The following is a 22,197-nucleotide window of genomic DNA, read 5'->3' as shown; positions in this document are numbered from 1 at the left end:
GCCTTGGAGGACGGCAGGGCCGGATCCTGAATACGATGCAGCCATCCAGACAGCGCGCGGTGATCGGGGCGGAGAAGGGCAGGGTCTGGACAGCCGCCGCCGGCTTGCTGCTGGTGCTGTTTCTCGTGGTGCACCTGGGCGGCGTCGCTCTGGCCGTGACGGCACCGGTGCGGTTCGAGGCCTATGCGGCGCGGCTGCATCAGGCGGTGTGGCTGCCGGCCGTGGAGCTGGGACTGCTGGGGCTGGCCGTGGCGCATCTGGCCCTGGGGCTGGCGAAGCGCCTGGCCAACCGTCGTGCCGGCAACACCGCCGCCCTGGTGAGCCGCCGCGGCCAGCCCCTCGCCGCCCTGGCCGCCCGCAGCCAGGCCGCCGGTGGGGTGCTGCTGCTGGTGTTCCTCGGGGTGCACCTGGTGCAGCTGCGCTGGCCCCGCCCCCAGGCCGGAGCGGAGCTGGCCACCCTGCAGGCGGTGCTGGCGCAGCCGGCATCCCTGGCCCTCTACGGGGCCGCCGCCCTGGCCGTGGCCCTGCACCTCTGGCATGGCACCGAAGCGGCCCACCGCAGCCTGGGGCTGCTGGATCCGGCCAACGGCGCCCTGATCCGCACCACCGGCCGCAGTCTGGCCCTGGTGCTCGGGGTGGGGTTTGCGGCCGTGACCCTGGTGCTGGGAGTGGGGCCGTGAGCGGTTGTCCCGATCCCCGCGTGCCCGGAGGCCCGTTGGCCGATCGCTGGCGCCGCCACCGGGAGGCGATGCCCCTGATCAGCCCGCAGCGCAAGGCCCAGCTGCGGCTGCTGGTCGTGGGCACGGGGCTGGCCGGGGCTTCGGCGGCGGCCACCCTGGCCGAGCAGGGCTACCGGGTGCGGGTGCTCTGTTTCCACGACAGCCCCCGGCGGGCCCACTCCGTGGCGGCCCAGGGAGGCATCAATGCGGCCAGGCCGGGGGCGATCGATGGCGACAGCGTCAGCCGCCTGTTCGCCGACACCCTGCGCGGCGGCGATTTCCGGGCCCGCGAAGCGGGCTGCCACCGCCTGGCGGAGATCAGCAGCGGCATCATCGACCAGTGCGTGGCCCAGGGCGTGCCCTTCGCCCGTGAGTACGGCGGCACCCTCGCCACCCGGAGCTTCGGCGGCACCCTGGTGAGCCGCACCTTCTACGCCCGCGGCCAGACGGGCCAGCAGCTGCTGTACGGCGCCTACCAGGCCCTGATGCGCCAGGTGGAAGCCGGCCGGGTGGAGCTGCTGAGCCGGCGGGATGTGCTGGAGATCATCACGGTGGACGGTGTGGCCCGCGGCGTGGTGTGCCGCGATCTGCTCAGCGGCGCGCTTGAGGTGCACACCGCCCAGGCGGTGCTGCTGGCCACCGGTGGCTACAGCAATGTGTACTTCCTCTCCACCAATGCGCTGAAATCCAACGCCAGCGCCATCTGGCGGGCCCATCTGCAGGGCGCCCTGTTCGCCAACCCCTGCTTCACCCAGATCCATCCCACCTGCATTCCCAGCGGTGACGCCTACCAGAGCAAGCTCACGCTGATGAGTGAGAGCCTGCGCAACGACGGGCGGGTGTGGCTGCCGCTGCGGCCTGGTGACGACCGGGATCCGGCCCGGATTCCCGAGCAGGAGCGGGACTATTTCCTGGAACGCCTGTATCCCAGCTACGGCAACATGGTGCCGCGCGACCTGGCCTCCCGCCGGGCCCGGGAGCTCTGCGAGGCAGGCCATGGCGTGGGGCCCGGCGGTCGCTCGGTGTACCTCGATCTGCGCGATGCGATCGCCAGCGCGGGGCGGGATGTGATCGAAGCCCGCTACGGCAATCTGCTGGAGATGTACGAGCGGATCAGCGGGGCCGATCCCTACACCACGCCCCTGCGGATCTATCCGGCCCCCCACTACACGATGGGCGGCCTGTGGGTGGACTACCAGCTGATGAGCTCGATCCCCGGACTGTTCGTGCTCGGTGAGGCCAACTTCTCCGAGCATGGGGCCAACCGGCTCGGGGCCAGTGCGCTGATGCAGGGCCTGGCGGACGGATACTTCATCGCACCGCTCACGGTGACCGCCTGGCTGGCCGGTCATGGGACCCCCAGCGTGGACGAGGCCCACCCGGCCTGCCGGGAGGCCCTGAGCAGGACCGCCGCCAGGATCGACGCCCTGCTGCAGCGGCCGGGTCCCCGGCCGGTGGATGCCTTCCACCGGGAGCTGGGCGCGGTGATGATCCGGCACTGCGGCATCAGCCGCGACGCAAAAGGGCTGCGGAGCGGCCTCGGGGAGGTGGAACAGCTGGAGCAGCGCTTCCTGACGGAGGTGCGGGTGCCGGGCCACAGCGAAGGACCCAACCCCGAACTGGAGAAGGCGTTGCGGCTGAGCGATTTCTTCGGCCTGGCCCGCCTGATGCTCCGCGATGCCCTGGTGCGGGAGGAATCCTGCGGCGCCCACTTCCGCGAGGAGCACCAGACCCCGGAGGGCGAAGCCCTCCGGGATGACGCCAACTTCGCCCACATCGCCGCCTGGGAGCACCGGCCCGGAGCGGAGCCCCTGCGCCATGCCGAGCCCCTGGCATTCACGCTGCTGCAGCCGTCCACCCGCAACTACCGATGAGCAGTCGAACGCTGAGCCTGAAGCTGCGCATCTGGCGCCAGGACGGTCCAGGCCAGCCCGGGGACTTCCGCGAGTACCAGCTGGAGGCGGTGTCAGCTGATCTCTCGCTGCTGGAGGCGCTCGATCAGCTCAACGAACGGCTGATCGAAGCAGGGGAGCGACCCGTGAATTTCGAGCACGACTGCCGGGAGGGCATCTGCGGCAGCTGCGGCTTCCTGGTGAACGGCCAGGCCCATGGTCCCCGCCAGGCCACGAGCGTGTGCCAGCTCTATCTGCGCCAGTTCCAGAGCGGGGCCACCCTCACGCTGGAGCCCTGGCGGGCCTCGGCCTTCCCGCCCGTGCAGGATCTGGTGGTGGACCGCTCCGCCCTGGACCGGCTGATCGCCGCGGGGGGCTACTGCTCGGTGAACACCGGCCAGGCCGTCGACGGCAACGCCATGCTCGTGGGAGCCGAGCAGGCCCGTTCGGCGTTCGACACCGCCACCTGCATCGGCTGCGGTGCCTGCGTGGCGAGCTGCCGCAACGCCTCCGCCAGCCTGTTCGTGGCCGCCAAGCTGGCCCACCTGGGCCAGCTGCCCCAGGGGCAACCCGAGCGGGCTCGGCGGGCCCGGGCCCTGCAGCAGCGGATGGAGGAGGAGGGATTCGGCAGCTGCAGCAGCAACCTGGAGTGCGAGGCGGTGTGCCCCAAGCAGATCTCCGCCGACTGGATCAGCTGGATGTACCGCGAGGGGCGGCGAACCGCTGGATGAAGGTCGGCAGGGCCATGGGGCCGCAACGCCGCTGCCAGCCACCGGCCATCGGGTAGTGCCGCCAGCAGGAGAGGCGAAAGCCGTTGCGATGGCCGCAGAGCAGATACCGGAAGCCAGCCGCGCGGCAGGCGGCGTTGGCGGCGGCCGCAGGCAGCAGGGGCAGGGGTGAGAACACCTCCAGCAGCTCCGGCATCGTGGTGGCGCGCTGCCCGCTGCTCCTCAGCGGAGCTCCCAGCAGATCGGCGATCCGCTGGGGGAAGCCACCGGATTCCAGCCACCAGTGCCGCTGCTCGCCGCAGCGGGGATCCACCAGGGAGATCAGGGCGGCGGAAGAGGCTGGAGGGGATGGGGGAGCGGATGGGCGAGCAGCTCGGCGAGAGGCGGCGGCAGGTTGGGGCGTGGGCACGGTGGAGAAGGCAACTCTCCTGGTGAGTGCCCACCCCGTCTCAGGCCGGAACGGAGGGCTGGCAGAACAAGACGATCAGCCAGATCGCTCCGATGATCGGAATCAGACCGATGAACAGCCAGGGCCAGGGCTTGCCGATGTCCCGCAGCCGCCTCACGCAGAGGGGGATGCCGGGCACGAGGCTGGCCACGGCGTACACGTAATAGAGCTTCTCGGAGATCAGCTGGAGGACCACCCCGAGGATCACGTTCGCCAGCACGAACCACCAGTAGTCGCCGCGTTTGGAGCGCCCGCCGTAGTCGAACGAGCGGCTCCAGGCCGCGGTGAAGGCTTCGATCAGAGGCATGGTGCGGAGATGGCGTCGCTGCTGTCTAGGGCGAGCCGTGCCATCCCGCCAGCGGTTGTGACAAGCGGTTGTGAGAAAGCGGGGCGGGATCGCCCTCAGGCCACCGTGGCCATGTGGCGCATCAGGTCGAGGCACTTGCAGCTGTAGCCCCACTCGTTGTCGTACCAGGCCACCACTTTCACGAAGGTGTCGGTGAGGGCGATGCCCGCGCCGGCATCGAACACCGAGGTGCAGCTTTCGCCCAGAAAGTCGGTGGACACCACGGCATCCTCCGTGTAGCCGAGGATCCCCGCCATGGGGCCCTCGCTGGCCGCCTTCATCGCCGCTTTGATCTGGTCGTAGCTGGCCGGGTTGGCCAGGTTCACGGTGAGGTCCACCACCGACACATCCGGGGTGGGCACCCGGAAGGCCATGCCGGTGAGCTTGCCGTTGAGCTCGGGGATCACCCGGCCCACGGCCTTGGCGGCGCCGGTGGAGCTGGGGATGATGTTCTGGGCGGCGCCACGGCCACCGCGCCAGTCCTTCACCGAGGGACCGTCCACGGTCTTCTGGGTGGCGGTGGTGGCGTGCACGGTGGTCATCAGTCCGTTCACGATGCCGAAGTTGTCGTGCAGCACCTTGGCGATCGGGGCCAGGCAGTTGGTGGTGCAGCTGGCATTGGACACGATGGCCTGACCGGCGTAGGTGCCGTGGTTCACCCCCATCACGAAGATCGGCGTGGCGTCCTTGGAGGGGGCGCTCATCACCACCCGTCTGGCGCCGGCAGCGATGTGGGCGCGGGCCGTCTCCTCGGTGAGGAAGAAGCCGGTGCTCTCCAGCACATAGTCCACCCCGAGCTCCCCCCAGGCGAGGTTGGCCGGGTCGCGCTCGGCGGTGATCCGGATCGGTTGGCCGTTCACCACCAGCTGGCCGCCGTCCACCGCCACCTCGCCCCGGAAGCGGCCGTGGGTGGAGTCGTAGCGAAGCATGTAGGCCAGGTACTCCACGCCGATCAGGTCGTTGATCCCCACCACCTCCACATCAGCGAGGCTGAGGGCGCGGCGGAAGGCCAGGCGACCGATACGGCCGAACCCGTTGATGCCGATGCGGATGGTCATGGTCTGGAGCGGGAGGCGGAATGGGGGCTGGATTCAGCCTACGGAGTGCCTTCGCCGCCGCTGAAGACCGACGACGGGCAGAGGCTGGCGCGGCCATCGGCGAAGGCCATCCCCACCCGCAGGTTGCGGCGGGCCACCGCGTCATCGGCGCGCTCCAGCAGCAGGGGGGTGAGCGTCTCGCTGTAACGGCGACGCTGCTCCGCGCTGATCAGGCCGTCGCGCTCCAGAACGCAGAGGGTGCGCATGGCGCCGTTGCCCTTGCCGAACAGGAGCATGAACGCCTCCTTCTCGCTCAGCGGCGCGCTCTGGCCCGGACCGGGCGCCAGGCCCAGAACCACCACCAGCACGATCAGGGGAATCCTGAACCGCTCAGGCCGGACGTGCCGGCAAGGATCGGACTCGGACTCAGAGTTCCTCGTCGTCCTCCAGGAGGAGCTGCTGAAAGGCGGTGTAGAGATCGCCATGCTCCTTGGCCAGATGGGGATTGGCCCTGCCCAGGCCCTGGCGGCGGGCAGGGGGCGCTGACGGGCTGACGGCCATGCCCGCCGCTGCATCGCCCTGGGCCGGAGATGGTTCGGGGATCGAGGCGCTCTGCCGCCGCTCGGCTTCGAGGGCACGCAGGCGATCCAGCAGGTGGGGAGGCACGGTGCCATCCGGGCTGGCCTGCATCAGCTCCCGGAACAGGGCTTCCGGATCGGTTTCGGTCTCCACCTTGTGGCGGGGCCGATCCGCCCGGGCCGGAGGCGGCGGAGCCTCGGGCTTGGGCAGGGGCTTGGGCAGGGTGCGACCCAGTTGCTGGAGACGCTCCAGGCTGCGGGCATCGAAGCTCATGGGGACGGGCGCCTGAATCGGGCCGGGCTCAGCTGCAACCCAGTGTGTCGCGGGTCTGGCGGCCGGTGACGGGGTTGGTGCCGCGGGCCACGGCGCAGAGCGCCTTGAGGGCATCCCCCCGCAGCGGCACGTTGGTGAAATCGGCTCCGTCGATGATCACATCGCTGAATTTGGTGTTGAAGGCGAAGGCGTCCTCCAGCACCGCATTGGTGAGGTCGGTGCCGTTGAAGACGGCAGAATCCAGGGTGGTTTCCCGCAGGTTGGTGTTGCTCAGGTCCGCATCCTGCAGCTTGGCGCCGAACAGGCTGGCGCCCTGCAGATCCGAGCCGGAGAGGTCGGCGTCGCGCAGGTTGGTGAGGTTGAAGGTGCCGCCCCGCAGGTCCTGGCCGTGGTAGTCGGCGCCGATCAGCACCTGCTTGGCGACGTCCACGGCCGCCAGGGCTGGCAGGGGCAGCCACCAGCCCAGGGGGAGCGCCAGCGCCAGTGCAACCAGAAATGCCAGCGCCCGTGCCCAGGGCCGGCTGGCCGTTGCCTCGTTGCTGCTGGGAACCATCGCGGCGCGATCACGGAGCTTCCATCCTCGCCCGCCCCACCGCCTCCCTCGTCCCGCTGGCCCCGCTGGCCGCTGGCCGCTGGCTCCCTGCCGTGGCAAGGCTGAGGCTCTAGGGGCTGGGAGAAGGGGCTGGTGGCATCGTCATCCAACCGGCTGAGGGGCAACTGGGCCGAGCAGCGGGCCCTGCGCCTGCTGCGCAGCCACGGGTGGAGGCTGCTGGATCGCCAGTGGCGCTGCCGCTGGGGCGAGCTGGACGTACCTTAGCCCCAAGGACAACACCTGGCCATGCCTGTCGCCACCCGCCGCTGCTTCTCTTATGCGCGGGTCAGTTCAGGCCACCAGGCGCAACTTGGCGAAGGTCTGCAGCGTCAGCTCGCTCAGGCGGAGGCCTGGGCCGCTGCCCATGATCTTGTCCTTGACGACACCCTCGATCTGATCGACCCAGGCCGTAGCGCCAGCAAGGGGCATCACATCCGCGAAGGTGCTGCCCTGCATCGCTTCCTCGCCGCCGCCAAGGCCGGCACCCTCGGCAGCTCGCCGGTCCTGCTGATTGAGGACTTCACCCGCCTCTCACGCCTCGAGCCACTCGATGCCCTCGATCAGATCGTCTCCCCCCTGGTCCGCAGCGGCGTGGAGATCGTCACCCTTGAAGACGGCGCCAGCTATACCCTCGACCGCCTCAACCGTGACCCTGCCTGCTTGCTGATCCTGGTCGTCAAGGCGCAGAGTGCCGCCGAGTACGCCCGCCGTCTGAGCAGCTACATCACCCAGCGTCGTGCCGCCAATCGCGCCGACATCCTCGACGGCAAACCAGTCTGCACAGGCTGGGCGCCGTCATGGATCGAATGGAATGCCGAAGGGCAGCGGTGGCAGTTCACCCCCTACGCCAGCACCGTGCGCCGCCTGGTTGAGTTGAGCTGGGAGCACGGCACCACCGTCGTCTGCCGCACGCTCAACGCTGAAGGGCACCGCTCACCCGATGGTCTGCCGTGGTCGCAGATGCCGATACGCGCCATCCTCCGCAACCCCGCCCTGCATGGCGCCAGACGCACCGCTGCCCCTGGTCACGCCGCTGCGGTGAAGGCCTGGCGGGCGGAATGCTCCCGCCTGATCAAGCAGCACGGGTCTGATGTGACGTTGCCGCCGAAGCCGAAGCGCACCTATGCCCTCTGCCCTGACACCTTCCCCGCCATCCTCACCGCCGATGAGCACGAGGCCTTGCTGGCAGTCATCAAGGCACGGGCCGTCAGCCCGCAGGAGAAGGGCCGTCGTGATCGGACGCACTACATCGGCCAGCAGCTCACCACCTGCCTCTGTGGCGCTCCGGTCGGGGCACGCAGCGTCAAGCCAAGAAAGCACAGCGGGCTGCCCGGTGATCAGCGGTACATCTACCTCGTCTGCCGTGGGCGGGAGCGGAAGCAGACCGATTGCCAGGCGCCGCCGATCCGCGTCGAGCCGATCCACGCCGCTCTGCTCACCCGCCTGCAGGGTGATGCCTTGGCGCAGCTGCAAGAGAGTGGCGGTGATGGTCCGCTGGCGGCGCTGCTCGTGCGCCAGGGCCATCTCATCCATGAACTGACGCAGGCCGAAAGCCGCCACAACAATGCCGCCGCCGCCCTACGTGATCGGGCCATGGCCGGCGCTGCGGTGATCGAGGTGTACGAGCAGGCCGTCACTGAAGCCGCCGCAGTGGTGGCGGCCACCAGGGAGGCGCTGGCAGGCGTGGCGGCAGAGATCCGCGCCATACAGAACCAGCCCTCAGCCGGTGCCGCCGCCGAGCAGGTGCAGGCCCTGCTGCAGACTTTCGCCAGGGGTGAGGACACCCCAGACCAGCGCCGGGCGATCAACAGCCTGTTGCGCCGCCTGCAGGTGCGCATCTACCTCGACACCGAAGCCCAGCGGCTCGGCCTGGCCGTTGGTGATGCCGAACCTCGCTGGCAGCCGCTGGCCCCTGGCCTGGCGCAGAAGGCGCTGGAGCAAGGCCGGGTAGGCACGGGGTACCTCACGGCGACGATCACCCCGGAGGATCTGCAGCGGGCAGCAGAGCAGGCGGAGGGCAGCGGCCTCGAGAGCGTTCAGGTGCCTGCGGAGTTCTTCGGCCAGCTCGACCAGGACATTCCCGCTGAAGGCAACAAAGGCGAAGCAGACTTCGAGCTGCAACAAGGCTGATAGGGCTGGGCCCACAGCAAGCGAGCTTATTAAGGCCCACAGCAGTTGTGCTTGCCAAGGCCTTCTGCAGGCTTGAGCCTATCAGTATTTAGAGTAAGTAAGCCTATTAGGGCTTAAAACTAATGAGCCTAATAAGGTATAGAGCAAGTGGCCTGATAGGCGTGGCAGAAGTAGATCGGGAGCCGACAGATTGGTGCACCTGGGGGTATGCTTCCAACTGAACTCCGCACGCCCTCTCCATGCCGTCACCCCCGTCCGCCGACCTCTGGCGGAAGTCCGAATCCGTCGCCGTTCGGATGCACCCTGTTCTAGTCAGTCGTCTCGATCAGATCGCCACCTCGCGCAGCATGAGCCGCGCTGAGCTGATCCGTCAGGTCATGCGCGAGCACGCCGAGCAGCACGCCCCCCAGGCCGCGCCCCTGCCCGTGCTCCTCACGGAGGGCTGCTGATTGTGTTCGGCAGCACTGCAGATCCTGACCGCTGACCCACCGCAGCCATGAAAGAAGGGGCTGAACCAGCAGCCCGATCGTTCACAGACAAAAAGGGGGGGGCAGACGCAATCACCCCACCCCATTACCCAAAATCACCCCTTCATTATGACATACGCCACCCCCAACCACGCTAATGGGCGCGTTGAATCCAGCAGTCAGCAAGGCGTGGCGCCCAAGCAGCCTGGTGTTTTTGACCCGCCCCTGGCAGCGGAGTTCATTGATGCCATCGGCAAGAACGGCTGCACCCGCACCCGTGGCTTTCGCCCCAAAGGTCAGAGCCGCGGTCGTGCTGTCAAGGATGATCTGTTCCTGCCTGATGGGTCGGTCAATGCTGCCACCATCCAGCGATGGCAGGACGAACGTTTTGGCGTGTACTTCGTCGTCAACAACGGCGGTGACACAAAGGCCAGCATTACTGAGATCGTTGCCTACTTCGCTGAGTTCGATGATGGCACCAAGACAGAGCAATTCCAGCGGCTTAACTCCTCGCCGTTGCTCACGCCCAGTTATGTGATTGACAACGGCGGCAAGTCGTTGCATGTGTACTGGGTGCTGGATGAGCCGATTCTTTGTCGTGCCAGAGAGGATTGCCCGAACAAAGCGCAATGGACAGCAGAACAGGAGCGGATTGCTGCTGTTCTTGGCAGTGATCCATCCATCAAAGATCCATCCCGAGTGATGCGACTGCCCGGCGCCTGGTACGTCAAGGCGGATGGATCATTCGGCGGTCAGGCCAAGGTCGTCGCAGGCACCGGAAAACGGGTGATGCGTGATGAGTTCCTCGACTGCCTCCCAGAACCCGAGTCCCCCGTTAGTCCCCCGCCACGGCAGTTGCAGGCTTCTCCTGCCCCAATCTCTGCTGACCTGCCACCCAGGCCGCTGGAGGAGGTGCGAGCAGCCCTTAATTACATCCCCCCGCGCATTCCCGGGAGCGGGACCTACCAGGATGATAGGCCAGCTGCGATCGGCTACATCCATGCCGTGATCGAGGCCGGTGGCACAAAGGAGCTAGCAATGGCCGATCTTCGCGTCCACAACCCTGAATGGACAGACAATGATCAGGTCATCCGCAGCAGTGATCTGAGCTCATTCACTTCAGGCAGCTTCTGGCATGCGGTGAAGGTTAATGGCGGGGATGCGAGTCGCAGTGACCTGTGCTCGAACGGCAAACAACTTGCTTCCCGCATAGCCACTAACGGCAAGGTCATGGTTTCCCCGGCCCAGGGGAAGGCAGGAAGCCAGAAGCCCCCCGAGGAGGTGCTCATTATCCTGCGCGACCGGGCTCGAAAGCTTATTCAGCAGCCGATGCCCCCTCATGAGCGTTCAGTAATTCTGCGATCCCTCGCACAGAATCACGGGGCACACATCACCCCAGCAGAAATCAGTCAGCTTCTATCTGTTGCCAGACAAGATCTGCGCGGCAGGCCGCAAGGCGTCGCCCTGGGCCAGAAGATCTGCATACAGCGCCGGAAATGGCTGTGTGAGGGCCTCTTGCCGGCCGGCCGACCCACACTCATGGTGTCGGTGCCCAAGGTCGGAAAAACCACCCTTCTCTGCGCTCTAGTCAGTGCCTGGCACTACGGCTGTGGTGAGTTTCTCGGGATGAAGCTTCATGGCAACTGCCCGCCGGTTCTGCTGCTCGGTCCCGACATGACTCCAGAAGACTGGGCTGATCTGCTTGTCCCACTCGGCCTGGCTCGTTACACGAAAGAGGATGAAGACGACGATAACCGCGAACTCGAATTACTCCCCCCCATCCAGTACCTCTGGCATTCCGAGTCCGGCATCACCCTCAACGAGGAGGGTTATGAGGAGGTCGAGGAGCAGCTTCGGGAGAATCAGGGTTCCCTGCTCATTGCCGACTCGTACACGGCTCTTACGGCCTCTCTGGGACTCGATGAATGGAAGGCTGAGGTCGCAGGCCCACTGCTGGATTTGGCCTGCCTATGCAGCCTCTACGACGCCACTCCAATCGTGATCCATCACGCTGGTAAGTCCCGTGCTGGTGAACGCGCCAGCAGCGCCTCGAGGGGGGCCAACGCATTGCCAGCTGCCGTGTCGCAGGTCGTGAGCCTGCGCTGGCTTGATGAAGCCGGACCAGGAAGCATCAGGCGGGATTCACGTGTGGTGCTCTCGACGGAAGGGCGCGCTGGCAAGCCCGTCGAGCTAGTGGTCGAACAGCAGGAAGACCGCCAGTGGGTCCTTCACGGAGAGGGCGCTCAGTTCGAGGCCGAGAAGGCCCGCCAGCGCCAGATCGAGAAGATCAACAAAAACGAACGTCAGCGCGCCGTCTACGAACTCGTGAGGGGCCGATGGGACCAGGGTCTCCGCACTGGGGTCAGCGATATCCTCAATGAGCTTGGAGACCTTTTTGAGGGAGGCGACCAGCAAAAGATGGCCCGACGCACGCTCGAGCAACTTGACCTCACCCACGGGCTCATTGAGCAGAAGAAGGAGGTGGTGGTCGGCCGTGGCCTGGTTGCTTTATACCAGGTCAAGGAATGCGGCACTAACAGGGGGTAGGACGCCCTCCCGCGCGGGGGTACAGAGGAGGTGTCCTTACCGTCCTTACCCACCCTCCCTAATAGCCCAGGGTCGGTGGAAATAAGTCCTTACTGCGCTCAAGATCCCAGTGATGGAACGGTTCAGGACGGTAAGGACACCTTTCCCGTACCCCCGCGCGGGGGAGTATCCGCCCCCACCTTCTCCCTTGGGTGGAAGGACACTCTGCGTGTACCCCCACGCGTGCAAGCCCTGGCCCAGCCAGAGCCCGACGACGATCCTGAATACGAATCGCCAGACCGTGAAGCCGATACCCGCCGCGAGCAGCGGATCAGCCGTAACCCTGCGGCTGCCATGGAGGCCGGCGCCTACCGCATCTGGGAACGGCAGCACCAGGGGCGCGAAGAGCCCGACCCTTTCGCCTGATAGCCAAGCTGCTACTTCGGACGCACGCACGCCTTACCTCATTGTTGGCGAATACCCTCACTGCCCCCAACACCTGCCACATGAGCTTCACGGGCCCTTGTGGATCGCGAACCCTTGAGGTGATCATCGACTCCTGCCGACACCGCCTGACCTGCACCACACTTGCACTCATGCGGCAGAATGTGTCTATGGCGGATACAAGGGTGAAAGGTAGTTCTGCTTTGAAGCGCGTTCGCGGAACGACGCGCACACTCCAATCTGACAAGGATGAATACGGTCTGAGCGTCAAAACCATGGACCGCATGCAAAGCGTCTGGGCGCTTCGCATGCGGGGCTACAGCTTCCGCGCTATTGCTGAGCAACTTGGCATCTCGCAAGCCACAGCCTGGCGGGACTGCCAGGCGGCACCCGATGGCGTGCCGCTGATGGATGACACGTCCATTGCTCGCTCGCAGCTACTCAACGGCCATCGCATCCTGCTGAACCACTTGCTCTCCGAAGTCGAAGAGCAGCGCCAGAATGGTCAGCGCATCGTGCAGCGCGGAGCCGACGGAAGCGAGAGCGTGACCATCAAGCCCATGGACGCCAAGCTGATCGGTGAGGCGGGCCGCTGCCTGGATCGTGCTGCGCGGTTGCTGGGATTGCTAGATGGGCCGATTGAAGGTGGTGGGAGCACTCAACAGACCACGATTGTTCTCAGTAGCCCTTCTGATGGCCCAGCATTTGAGTCTCGGTGGAGCGAGGCTCAAGCCATCGCGGATGGGGCGGTCAAAGCAATGCCAGAGAATTCGGGAGAGAAGTCTCAATTGGATAATGCTAGTGGAATGGACTAGGCTCGAAATGGCTCGATGACTCCTGAAATGAAACAGATTCGGTCACTCGTCAATGGGGTCATAAGTGTCGTTGTAGATGTCCCTTAGTAGGCGGCCTCCTACATTCCAGTACGGGCCAGGATTTACATAATTACTGGAGCCAAACAAGTCGCCTGTTAGACGACTGATTGCCAACTCCTCCCCGTTGTACGCAACACGCTTTGGACCACAGACAGTGGCACTTATCGATGGGTCACGATCCCAGGTCAGAACCGCTCCATTGGCGAGGCCCATCTCATGGAAGTTCAGGGGTGGGCGACGTTTGCGTGTGAACCTTTCCGCCGCCGCTTTGTCTGTTGGGTCAGCCTGAAGCTCGGCTGAGACACTGGGCGTTACGTCTTCCAAAGCAAGAAGCTTCAGCACAGCAACTACTCGCTCTGGCATGAGCTCAAAGAACTCCCGATTAGGATTCACCCGATGGTCGCCAAATGCAAAGTGGAGTGCCGCCTCTACATCCTGACCCTCACTGACAGTGCAAGCGTACTCGCACTCAAAAGGGAATGGAATGCTTGTGCCATTCAAACTTGCCATCCTTTCCTCCACGGTCGTGTTGGTCTTGCCAATCTTCACAAGGCCAGGCATTGCAGGATTGCTAAGGACGTAGACGATGTTCATTGAAAAGAGACCAGATACTCGAAGGCAGCATCAAGCGGCTGCACCCTAGCAAAAATCATCACTTGGCCAAAACCTGCCAATGTGGCTGTCGCAACTTGCATGTGCGGTGCGCCTGACTCCCTCTGGGTATCTCGTCGGAAGAGCTAGTCGCCCATAAGCAGGTGGCCATGCCATCCAAGCAGGAATCCCACGGGACCATCAGCCCAGGCCCCCACAGAGGGGGCCTCAGCTGATTCACTTCTCCACCTCGTCGGCTACCATCACCGGCTTTCTGCGTCCCTCTCAGAGCGCACCTGGGGGCTTTGCGGGGCTTCACCGCCCCTCAGTGGCCCATTCAGCCGGCGATGGCCGCAAACAGAGCTTCCTCGTCTCTGGATGTGACGTCGATGTAGCGGCTGAGCTGATCCAGGCTCTTGTGGCCCGTGAAACGGCGGATCGTCTCCAGTGCAGCCCCGTTCTGCGCTGCAGTCGTGGCGAACGACCGACGGAAGGTGTGCAGGCTGCAGCCTGAGGGCACGTCGATTCGAGCGATGGTCTGACGCAGGGCGAGGTCCGCGGCTGCACGGCTCAGGTGCTCCGAAGGTCCGAACCGAGATGCGAACAGGTGATCTCCTGTTCGGCACTCGCGCCCCCATCGCCTGATCCATTCAGATCGGAAGCTGTGAAGCTCTGCAGCCAGCTGAGGGCTGATCCGTGGTTCGCGTGTGGTGCGGGTCTTCGTGGTGCTGGCAACGAACACCAGGCGGTCGGAATGGATGGCGCCCCAGGTCAGCTTCAACGTTTCACTCACCCTCGATCCCGTGTACCTCATCACGGCCCACAGGCAGCGGTGATCTGGTGATGGTGCAGCGGCAAGGAGCTGGTCAAGTTGTCCGGGGCTGAGCGTGGTGGCCTGCCCGGCGCCATTGGTCTTCGGCATCGCTGGATGGTCGTTTCTCAAGGAACGTCAAGTGGGCTGTACTGATGGGCCTTCTTCCTACCCGTAGGCAGCTCTGCAAAACGTCAAGTCAGCATCAACTAAGAAGCCCCCATCAGCAAAGGGGTGACAGGGGCAGAAGATGGCGCGATCAGTGGTCAGGATCAATCTCCCGCAGCAGACATTGCGCACCCCATGTCATCGCCAGGTTGACGTAGGCGGCGGTGAAGTCGTCCGGGTCTTCGATGGTCTGACCATCCAGCGCTTCAAGCGCACTGGTGCAGCCCAACTGGTCGCAGTAGTCGTCAAATAGAGCCCGGATGCTTTGCTCTTGCAGCTCCCATCGCCTGAGTAGCGTCCCTGTGTAGCACTCCGCCACGTTCACCCAGTCCGAGATGTCGAAGTCCTGCAGCGCTTCTGGGCAATCGTCGAACCGCTCAATGATGTCGTCGATGGCATCATTCTGGCTGCGCTTGTCCCATTCGGACTGAACCCAAGGGCTGCCGGCTGCTTGTAGCTGCGCCCGGAGAGTCACTGGCTGCCACAACAGATCAGCGCCGTCACCTTCAAGGGTCTGCAAACACCATCCGTCTGGTGCATGGTCGTTCAGCCAGTCGATCATGTCTGAGACTGTCTCGCCGGCTGTCTCCGCCATGTTGTCGGGCAGATCCTCGACAGTCGGAGATGAGAAGCAGGCCAGCGCTTGGGCAGCATGGATCAGGGCGTCTGGTGCGTGAGTGGCCAGACCAAGGCGGTCAATCTCTCCCAGCAGCGCATCCGCCAGATCGGAGGAGCGGAGCGTGCCAGTGCTCACACTGCCGCAGTCAATCAAATCGTCAACGTCGATCATCGACCCCGCGATAGGCGGCGCCGTGCTAAGTGTTGTCATGGGTTGATGGGCGCGCGAGGGATGTAGGAGTCATTCGCGCGCCCTGAAGCCCACCTACAGCCACGCGGGCCTAGATGGGCAGTTGCCAGATACGGAGGCTTTAATGCGGTTGGCAATGCTTTATCTGTCCATGCATTCTACCGCAGAATGCCTTCTCTCTGTGAACAGGGGGTACAGTAGCAAATCCACGAATAGGGGGAGGAGTCTCCTCCTGACGCATAAGGAATAATTGCCGTAACATACATCTACACGCTCACCCCAGGCGCAACCCACACCCAAATCCAACAGGGGGGGCAGAGGTTTGATTCTGGAGTCACTACGATTCTCAGCCCCTATAGAATTGAGCCAGGAATTCAAGTCTGGCCCGCGCATGTCTTCCGCGATCGAAGTAGAGAGGCCTGAAAGGCTCCAGGCATTGATGCCGAACCCATTACAGCAAGTGATGCTGGACGCACCTCTGAATGATGTGCTGGTAGTTGCGACGGCGAAGGCAACGGGGAAGACATTCGGCATTGTGCTGCTGGTTCTACGGGATGCACAGATCCTGAAAGAGAACTATCACTGCCTTATTACCCGCAGTACGTTTCAGGCCCTGCAGGAGCTGCAGACTCTGCTTTATCGCTACCTAACCCAGGCTTACCCAGGGACGACGTGGAACGCTGGAGAAAACACCTTCCGAATTGGTGGCAGGAGCGCACCCTTTGGCACGGTCGAGCTGGCCTACACCAGCGCCTCACCCCTGGAGCAGATCCGTGCATTGAATCGCCTGCAGGGACGCTCGAAGATCTGCGCGATCCATGACGAAGCCGGCACACAGCCAACACCAGACTTCTACGACCAGTTGCAGGGGGTGCTGCGCGGCCCGGCGGGTGTCCCCACCCGCGTGATCTTCCTCGCCAACCCAGGCGGTCCCGGCCACCACTGGTTAAAGGAACGATTCGCTGCACCAGCAGGGCTACCGGAGCCGATGAAGCCCAGGCGTTTCTGGAGCGAGGAGTACGAGAAGCACTGCATCTTCCTTACTGCCAACGCCTCGATCAACCCGCACGTGGATTGGCAGCAGTACAAGCGAAACGTGGAGATCGTGTCCGGTGGCGATCCGGCCATGCTGGCGGCGCTGCTTGAAGGCAGGTGGGACACGGATCTGGGCGGAGCTTTCTTCGCCAGCTGCTGGAGCCCGAACCGTTGTCGTCACGCGATCAACCCTGGCGAAATCTATCTGCGCGGGCACAGACCTAGACCGTTTGTCGTGATGGATCACGGCTACGCCGCTCCCACAGTCGCTTACCTCGTTGTCCCCAATCCGCCCGGTATCGACGCGCCGAAGGGCACCCTGCTGCTCGCCGATGAGCTGTACCTGTGCTCATCAAATGTCAGTGGGAGGCGGGACTGGGCTAGGGGGTCGTGTCTTCCATCAAGCGAGCAAGCCGCAGCGATGATCGAGTGGTTGCAGCGCTGGGGGCTAGAGCGAGGTGACGTCAGGATCCTGGCGGATGATGCGATGTGGAACTCTAATGGTCACATCAGCGGCAGCATCGCTCAGGAATTCCGAGCGGCGGGAGTCACCCTGGCGAGAGCCCAGAAAATGAAGACGCCTGTGATGGCGGGGCTGCAGATGCTGCGCAATCGGATGCATGCCGCGAGACGGGACGAGACGCAACCCTGGCTTCTCTGGTCTCCTGTATGCGAGGGATTCGAGGCAACCGTACCGAGCATCCCGCGTCATCCTCGTGACCCGGAGACGATTGCTGATGGCGCAATCGATCATGCCCTCGATGCAGTTCGCTATGGCGTGTGCTGGTATGCAGGCAGTAATCGAAGCGAAAGCGCTACTACGAGCTTTCGTATCTATTAAGAACTCGCGTCAAGGCCGACTGATGGTTACAGGCCTTGGACAGTCAGCCTCCTAGTTGGTGAGGCTCCTCCAGAAGTACTGACCACCAGTCATACTATCCAGTGAGACGGTGGCTTTGAACTTGAGCAGATGGGGCACACTTGGTCAACTCAACAAGCCCACATTGAGCGGCAGACCGCCGCATCAGCCACAATCAATAAGCCCTGTTCAAAACAATTAGAATATCTAAGCTGGTGCCCGCCTCTAATGCTGATGATTGCATGCTGCTCTCATAGCTTTGTCCTAGTATCTTCATCTCGCTGGCTTCCTGCCCTCGCGAGGCAACTTCCACCGAAGTGCAGATTGCGGGATAAGCACATACACGAGCAAACCTCTCGGCATCTTGACAGGCCCGCTGACCATGGTGTCACACAGACTAAGTGCAACCATTATCTCCCTCAGTGCTCTATGTTGTAACAGGGTGCTTTCACGTATGTGGATGGCAAGCAATGACTGACCTCACGTCCAAGGATAAGGTGTCGCAGCTTAGAATGCTCAGGCTTGTGCTGTTTCCCACTAGAGACCCAGGTATTTATAGCAAGAATAAGAGACTGCTTGATATCATTAAGCGAACAGCAAGCATCAGCGATGCTCGCGCTCTTGCCCTTCTTGCAATTCTCCGCAGTCAAGAGCCTGAGTTTAATCATGCTACTAGCTTGCCTGATTCATCCATTGTCATCCAAGAAGAACTAGCTAGACATACACCAAATGCCCTGACTAGGCTAACGGCGCTAATCAGACGGAAGGAGGAAGAACTTATCCGTAAGGAGCAAAAGGCGGCTGAGCTCGGCGAGAAGCGGAGAGTTCGCGAACGGCAGACTCAAGAAGACAGGAGGCACTATCTTGTAGAGCAACTCGGCCTGCCAAAGAATACCTCCTATAAAGCAGCAAAAGAAATTGAGCGTAGCCGCGACATAGACCGTGGGAGGCGTAGGGAGAAGAGAGAGGAGCGGAGAAAGAAGGAAGAAGAGAGGAGGAAGAGTCTTAATTTCCTTGCTGCTCAAGAGGCCTTACACAAGTGGCGCAAGACTGCAAGGCTCTATGCAAAAGAGCTTGATGAGAACCCACGGGTTGTGTTAGCCCTCTTGGGCAAGCCCCAATCACTTGGTCTACAGGACCTGTTTAAGTACTTAGCCATATATTCCCTTACACGCCCCGCTTCCGAGTCGAGCAGTAAGCCTCCATTCGCTGAGACACGGGCAAGCCAGAGGCGCAGAGAAAAGTGGCAATTACGATTAGAAGTGCTGGAGCATATAATTGATAATCGAATACATGATTATCTAGAAGCAGCCAGAGCAAAGGATAGACTTACTCTAGACATCAAGGCCGATGGCCAGGCTGATGCCGCACTAGCTACTTCTCTTGCGGCTGCAGCTTGCCAGGCACTAGACGGGTGCAACGGGTATATCTATCTTAAAACCTGGGGACTGAGTGATGGGACACGATGGTACAAGATTGGCATCACGAATGACCCCCAACGGCGGGATTCAGAGCAGAATGTTCTGCCAGTGCCAGCCATCACGTTAAGGTTGATTAGGCTCCCTTCAATGGACCATGCTCGCGCTATAGAGCAAGCATTTCAATGCGTACTTGCTGATCTTAGGATCTGCAATGCAAGCAACCGAGAGCTGTTTTCATTAAGCGATCAGCAGCTAGCTGCCCTTGTTAATGCCATGGAGGGAATTAATGCGCGCCTAGACTACAATGAAGCCCTGTCAGCACCCCATTAAGTTTGCTGGAAGCGATAAGCAGAGAATGATGGCGATCATTCTTTCCAGGGTGCGGTAGACCGATAATGTGCAGCCGCGTGGGAGTGTTCCCCTTTCCTGGTGCATTCCTTCAGAGTGCTCCTGGGTAGTTAGATGTTGTGTCTCGCCACGTTGGTCAGCAGAGCAGCTCGCGGAGCCGCTGCTGAAGTGAACGACAACCGAGGGCCGAGTGATTCCTGTGCCGGTTATAAATCCCCAGGTACCGAGGCAGCCAGCGGTTGGGCTCCTCCGAGTTCCGGAATGTCATGCCCTAGGTTCTCTGTCACAGCAGGTCGTTCAGTGACAAGGGGGTGTGAGGCCGTTACGGGTTGACGTGCGATCCACCAACCCATGATCCGCATCATCCGCACCAGGCCCTACACGCCCAGGACCAACGGCAAGGCTGAGCGGTTCATCCTGACGCTGTGTCGGGAGTGGGCCTACGCCATGCCGTACCAGAACTCCGATGAACGGAACCGCTGGCTGCCCCGCTACTTGCCGATCTATAACCGGCTCAGAAAGCACTCGGCACTCGGCCCTGGGCTGGCGCTCACTTCAGCAATGGCTCGCCGAGCTGCTCGCCTGAACAGCTTGGTGAAACACAACATCTACGCACAGCGCAAGGCGATCGTGGAGCCGGTGAACGGGCAGATCAAGGAAGGGCGTGGCCTGCGGCGCTTTCTGTTGCGCGGCCTGGAGAAAGTGAACGGCGAGTGGCATCTGATCACTGCCACGCACAACCTCCTCAAGTTGTTCAGGCACAAGCGATTGAGGTGGACTGACTTTTCTGGACAGCCCCCATCGTTACACACTGAGGCAGGGCAGCGCCCCTAAAGGGGGCTCCCACCGATGAGCAAGCGCCGCACCCACAGCCCCGAGTTCAAGGCCAGGGTCGCCATGGAAGCGATAACCCTGGTTGATCTTGATGGAGGTACTGCCATGTAAGGCCGCACAGCTCTCTGGCAGGCAGAACCCCCAATGAGGTTTACACTGAAATCCAACCCTGTTCCCCCCGCCCAGGGCTAACGATGTCAGGGGCCAAAGCTGATCATTAAAAGGCACCCACCTCACTCTGCCACTCAGCAGCGACTCAGCACTGGCCACACAACAGCTGCAAAGGAACTGGCTCACGCGGGTGACGAACATGCGCGGCGGCTTCCGGGCATGGAAGTCTAAGGGCCTGACGCTGGAGCACTCCGCAGCCATTCCCAGGGGCTATGGCCCTGCGGCAGCGCTGAAGCTCGTGGCGGACTGCTTCCGCGGTGAAGCGGCTGCGGCTGCGCTCGATCAGGTCGGATCCCGGCCAGCAGCTCACCGGTTACCGCGATCAATCCAAGACGATCGACGGGACGGCAGGCCAAATCTTCAACACTTCGGCTTGCGAAACACCCTGGTCTGCCTGCATGCGCGACCAGGCCTTGTGTATCGGTTGGAACAGGTGGTTATCGGACCCGCGAACCACTCCTACACTGGGTTGATCATGCGCCTGATGCTTTACGCCACACTGCTTTGCCCGTGGTACCTGGGATCATCGTCGTGTGGTTATCGGAAGCGGCAGCCCCAGTTAGATTGGTTCACGAAACCGTCCAATGACTAGTTATCCCGCTTTCAAGGCTTGAACTCTTAACATGCACCAAACGGCAGAACCGAAGGGTCTTGTGAAGATCGTTTTTTGGAACGTCAACAAGTCTGACTTGACCGACCAGGTCTGCTCAATCGCAGCTGAAACCAATGCCGATGTGATTGTCCTGAATGAAAATGAGGTTGATTGCGAATATACCCTTTCGGCACTTCAGGATAGGATATCGACGGCATTCTACATGCCAAGTGCAACAAGGAAGATCAATCGGTTTCATTGCTTTTGCAGAAGTCCGAGCTTGGACTTCTCTGAAGTTCATTCTGGATTTCGAACTAGTGTTCGGAAGGCTTGGCTTTCGGAGCAATTTGCGCTGATGGCATTTGTGCATGGTGTAGACATGAGAAATTATGATCCTGAAACCCGGCAGTCATTTGCCCAGTCTCTAGCATCAGAGATACAGCTAGTCAAAGAGCAGCAAGAGACAAATAGAGTGATCCTGATAGGGGACTTCAACATGAATCCATATGACCGAGGCATGAACCTCGCTCCTGGACTCAATGCAATGATGACAATAAGATGCGTTGCATCAGGATCGCGTCGTCACCTTGGCCGTGACTATGACTTTTACTATAATCCAATGTGGAGTTTATTCGGGGACCGTACGCCTGGTCCGCCAGGAACCACATACGACACCAGTAATCAGGGGCCGTATGGATGGAACATGTTAGACCAAGTTATACTGAGCCATTCAGTTGTGCATTTATTTGAAAGCGTGGAGATCTTGTCAACAGCCGGCACTTACGCTCTACTCGACACATATGGTCGACCGAATTCTTGCCATTTCTCGGACCATCTGCCTATCCTGCTAACACTACGTGAACAAAGCAATGCCTAGCTATTGGCCAAGCGGTCTCGAACTGAGCGACACAGCCTCACCCATGAATATTCTATTGGATGCTTGTAATGAGTGGAAAACCAATAGCGAAGGCTTACTCGACTTGGTCATGCAGACAGGCCAGTCGAACTCCGGCAATGACATGATATTTGTTCATGTCAAACACATTCCTACCAACCGGACTGCATCTCTTCTTTCAATTGTCATGCGACCTGGCTTGCCATATCCCGCTCGTTTGCAACCATTTGAAGAGGACTTGCCGAATATCTTTAAAAAAGAGTACCCAAAACGAGACAGCAGATTTGGAATATCTGCGGCGAGTCAGGCCCTCAAAACATTAGAGAGTTTTGAGGTAAATCAGTGGGTAGCCGAAACACCCTCAGAATTTAGAAGCAAGTTGGCTGAAGCATTTAACCTCGGGTCTACAAAGAGTATTATCTTGAGCCTACTTGCAGTCGATGAATGTGCTGAAATGATTGAAAGATCAGAACAAAGTTCCCAGGAGACGGATACCCGCCACAAAGGCGACTATGAGGAAGACGTATCGGGATAACAACAAGATACAGCGGACGGGAGCAATGCTGGTTGTTCAATGTCATAGAGCATGACCGCCGCTGATCTTGAGC

At 61.9% G+C, this 22,197-nt stretch carries 21 protein-coding genes and 2 pseudogenes; 14 read left to right on the top strand and 9 right to left on the bottom strand.

Annotated elements, in window-relative coordinates:
* The first annotated feature begins 35 nt into the window (after positions 1-35).
* The 3 genes from CPCC7001_RS03140 to CPCC7001_RS03130 are packed head-to-tail and all read left to right on the top strand — an operon-like array spanning position 36 to position 3,342.
* A complete protein-coding gene (locus tag CPCC7001_RS03140) occupies positions 36-680 on the top strand; it encodes a succinate dehydrogenase (RefSeq protein ID WP_050757048.1) in 645 nt (214 codons plus the stop codon).
* The gene (locus CPCC7001_RS03135) at positions 677-2,593 is read left to right on the top strand and encodes a fumarate reductase/succinate dehydrogenase flavoprotein subunit (RefSeq protein ID WP_043368557.1); all 1,917 of its coding nucleotides are present in this window, start codon (positions 677-679) and stop codon (positions 2,591-2,593) included. The genes CPCC7001_RS03140 and CPCC7001_RS03135 overlap by 4 nt, the downstream gene beginning before the upstream one ends.
* Complete coding sequence (locus CPCC7001_RS03130) at positions 2,590-3,342, top strand: succinate dehydrogenase/fumarate reductase iron-sulfur subunit (RefSeq protein ID WP_006910363.1); 753 nt, start codon at positions 2,590-2,592, stop codon at positions 3,340-3,342. Before CPCC7001_RS03135 ends, CPCC7001_RS03130 begins: the two co-directional genes overlap by 4 nt.
* Here the strand turns inward: CPCC7001_RS03130 and CPCC7001_RS03125 are convergent.
* From CPCC7001_RS03125 to CPCC7001_RS03100, 6 genes are all read right to left on the bottom strand, one after another.
* Positions 3,302-3,652, bottom strand: coding sequence for a hypothetical protein (locus CPCC7001_RS03125; RefSeq protein ID WP_043368556.1), 351 nt, complete (start codon positions 3,650-3,652; stop codon positions 3,302-3,304). The genes CPCC7001_RS03130 and CPCC7001_RS03125 overlap by 41 nt on opposite strands.
* Before the next feature lie 136 nt (positions 3,653-3,788).
* A complete protein-coding gene (locus CPCC7001_RS03120; RefSeq protein ID WP_006909841.1) occupies positions 3,789-4,094 on the bottom strand; it encodes a DUF805 domain-containing protein in 306 nt (101 codons plus the stop codon).
* Positions 4,095-4,189: 95 nt separating this feature from the next.
* Positions 4,190-5,191, bottom strand: coding sequence for a type I glyceraldehyde-3-phosphate dehydrogenase (gap, locus tag CPCC7001_RS03115; protein WP_006911516.1), 1,002 nt, complete (start codon positions 5,189-5,191; stop codon positions 4,190-4,192).
* Between the two features lie 38 nt (positions 5,192-5,229).
* On the bottom strand, positions 5,230-5,538 hold the full coding sequence (locus CPCC7001_RS03110; RefSeq protein ID WP_006910769.1) for a hypothetical protein: 309 nt from the start codon (positions 5,536-5,538) through the stop codon (positions 5,230-5,232).
* 58 nt (positions 5,539-5,596) lie between these two features.
* A complete protein-coding gene (locus CPCC7001_RS03105; protein WP_006909990.1) occupies positions 5,597-6,022 on the bottom strand; it encodes a hypothetical protein in 426 nt (141 codons plus the stop codon).
* A 28-nt stretch (positions 6,023-6,050) separates the two neighbouring features.
* Positions 6,051-6,575, bottom strand: a complete 525-nt coding sequence (locus CPCC7001_RS03100) for a pentapeptide repeat-containing protein (RefSeq protein WP_006910751.1) — start codon at positions 6,573-6,575, stop codon at positions 6,051-6,053.
* 132 nt (positions 6,576-6,707) lie between these two features.
* On the opposite strand from CPCC7001_RS03100, the gene CPCC7001_RS14330 reads away from it, so the two are divergent.
* From CPCC7001_RS14330 to CPCC7001_RS03080, 5 genes are all read left to right on the top strand, one after another.
* The gene (locus CPCC7001_RS14330) at positions 6,708-6,839 is read left to right on the top strand and encodes a YraN family protein (RefSeq protein ID WP_006909080.1); all 132 of its coding nucleotides are present in this window, start codon (positions 6,708-6,710) and stop codon (positions 6,837-6,839) included.
* A 21-nt stretch (positions 6,840-6,860) separates the two neighbouring features.
* Positions 6,861-8,744 carry a recombinase family protein gene (locus tag CPCC7001_RS03095; RefSeq protein ID WP_006911044.1) on the top strand — a complete coding sequence of 628 codons (1,884 nt, stop codon included), beginning with the start codon at positions 6,861-6,863 and terminating at the stop codon, positions 8,742-8,744.
* A 596-nt stretch (positions 8,745-9,340) separates the two neighbouring features.
* Positions 9,341-11,758: an AAA family ATPase gene (locus CPCC7001_RS14745; protein WP_006909479.1), complete on the top strand. Its 2,418-nt coding sequence runs from the start codon at positions 9,341-9,343 to the stop codon at positions 11,756-11,758.
* A gap of 222 nt (positions 11,759-11,980) precedes the next feature.
* On the top strand, positions 11,981-12,163 hold the full coding sequence (locus CPCC7001_RS03085) for a hypothetical protein (RefSeq protein WP_006910779.1): 183 nt from the start codon (positions 11,981-11,983) through the stop codon (positions 12,161-12,163).
* Positions 12,164-12,282: 119 nt separating this feature from the next.
* Positions 12,283-12,996, top strand: coding sequence for a hypothetical protein (locus tag CPCC7001_RS03080; RefSeq protein ID WP_156796659.1), 714 nt, complete (start codon positions 12,283-12,285; stop codon positions 12,994-12,996).
* A gap of 42 nt (positions 12,997-13,038) precedes the next feature.
* Here CPCC7001_RS03080 and CPCC7001_RS14325 read toward each other — a convergent pair whose 3' ends face one another.
* From CPCC7001_RS14325 to CPCC7001_RS03065, 3 genes are all read right to left on the bottom strand, one after another.
* Positions 13,039-13,650 (bottom strand): GIY-YIG nuclease family protein, encoded by a 612-nt coding sequence (locus tag CPCC7001_RS14325; RefSeq protein WP_043368549.1) that lies wholly within the window; start codon positions 13,648-13,650, stop codon positions 13,039-13,041.
* Between the two features lie 334 nt (positions 13,651-13,984).
* Positions 13,985-14,569 carry a site-specific integrase gene (locus CPCC7001_RS14320; RefSeq protein ID WP_071778255.1) on the bottom strand — a complete coding sequence of 195 codons (585 nt, stop codon included), beginning with the start codon at positions 14,567-14,569 and terminating at the stop codon, positions 13,985-13,987.
* A 148-nt stretch (positions 14,570-14,717) separates the two neighbouring features.
* Positions 14,718-15,455 carry a hypothetical protein gene (locus CPCC7001_RS03065; RefSeq protein ID WP_043368548.1) on the bottom strand — a complete coding sequence of 246 codons (738 nt, stop codon included), beginning with the start codon at positions 15,453-15,455 and terminating at the stop codon, positions 14,718-14,720.
* 370 nt (positions 15,456-15,825) lie between these two features.
* Here CPCC7001_RS03065 and CPCC7001_RS13930 point away from each other — a divergent pair, with 370 nt between their 5' ends.
* The 6 genes and pseudogenes from CPCC7001_RS13930 (at position 15,826) to CPCC7001_RS14960 (ending at position 22,124) form a co-directional block, all read left to right on the top strand.
* Complete coding sequence (locus CPCC7001_RS13930; protein ID WP_156796658.1) at positions 15,826-17,310, top strand: hypothetical protein; 1,485 nt, start codon at positions 15,826-15,828, stop codon at positions 17,308-17,310.
* Positions 17,311-17,798: 488 nt separating this feature from the next.
* Positions 17,799-19,079, top strand: coding sequence for a GIY-YIG nuclease family protein (locus CPCC7001_RS14740; RefSeq protein ID WP_083782559.1), 1,281 nt, complete (start codon positions 17,799-17,801; stop codon positions 19,077-19,079).
* A gap of 372 nt (positions 19,080-19,451) precedes the next feature.
* Positions 19,452-19,631, top strand: a pseudogene (locus CPCC7001_RS15725) (integrase core domain-containing protein); the annotation flags it as partial.
* 75 nt (positions 19,632-19,706) lie between these two features.
* Positions 19,707-19,853, top strand: a pseudogene (locus CPCC7001_RS15720) (transposase); the annotation flags it as partial.
* An 872-nt stretch (positions 19,854-20,725) separates the two neighbouring features.
* Complete coding sequence (locus CPCC7001_RS14965; protein WP_071778254.1) at positions 20,726-21,571, top strand: endonuclease/exonuclease/phosphatase family protein; 846 nt, start codon at positions 20,726-20,728, stop codon at positions 21,569-21,571.
* Positions 21,552-22,124 carry a hypothetical protein gene (locus CPCC7001_RS14960; protein ID WP_225867159.1) on the top strand — a complete coding sequence of 191 codons (573 nt, stop codon included), beginning with the start codon at positions 21,552-21,554 and terminating at the stop codon, positions 22,122-22,124. The genes CPCC7001_RS14965 and CPCC7001_RS14960 overlap by 20 nt, the downstream gene beginning before the upstream one ends.
* The last annotated feature ends 73 nt before the right edge of the window (positions 22,125-22,197 follow it).

Source organism: Cyanobium sp. PCC 7001, from assembly GCF_000155635.1.
Lineage (GTDB): Bacteria > Cyanobacteriota > Cyanobacteriia > PCC-6307 > Cyanobiaceae > NIES-981.
This window is presented reverse-complemented; position numbering and strand designations above follow the sequence as displayed.